Consider the following 620-nt stretch of genomic DNA (forward strand, 5'->3'; position numbering starts at 1 on the left):
CGCCGAGGGCGACCCCGTCAACCCCGGAGCGAGCGAAACCGGCGTCGGTGCCATCGCCGCCTTCGCGGGCGGGTGCGCTACGGATGTAGGGCTGGAGGTACTGGAAGACTACGGCGACGAGAGCAGCGGAAACGCCGGTAAAGCCATCGACTACGTACTGAAAGCTAAGGACGTTATAGACATCGGAAAAGCTTTGCTCTAAGTTGCCGTGAACAGGCCGGGGATTAAAAAATCCCCGGCCTGTTCAGGAAGGATCAAGAATGAATTCACTGGTTCTCGTACTCGTCATCGTCGCGACTGCGGCAGCGGCCGGTTTCACCATGTGGGCTCAATCGGCGAGCGCACGTGACTACTGGCGGCGGCGGCGCGGGCAGTGAGGGTCGGAGGATGAATTCTGTCACGGCCGTCATACTGGCGCTATGCGCCACGATCGCCTTCTTCGTTCTCTTCCGTTCCCTCGCGAACCGCCGAAACAAACGCTGAGTGTTCCGCAACAAGAGCGGTGCTCGGGCGCCGGTGATGGAAAGTAATCGGCCGCGCCTAGCTGGCAGCGGGGGGCGATCAGGCGCCGGTGGCGAGTCGAAGCCATCGGCGCCTAAGACCGTGTCCTATGTGGTAAG

The 620-nt window shown here is 61.6% G+C and carries 1 protein-coding gene; it reads left to right on the forward strand.

From position 1 onward, the window contains the following. Positions 1-202, forward strand: a 202-nt coding sequence (locus E4U92_RS36190) for a hypothetical protein (protein WP_168725292.1), incomplete at its 5' end; no start/stop codon positions are given. Between the last annotated feature and the right edge of the window lie 418 nt (positions 203-620).

The organism is Streptomyces galbus (genome assembly GCF_005280195.1).
GTDB classification, from domain to species: Bacteria; Actinomycetota; Actinomycetes; order Streptomycetales; family Streptomycetaceae; genus Streptomyces; species Streptomyces galbus.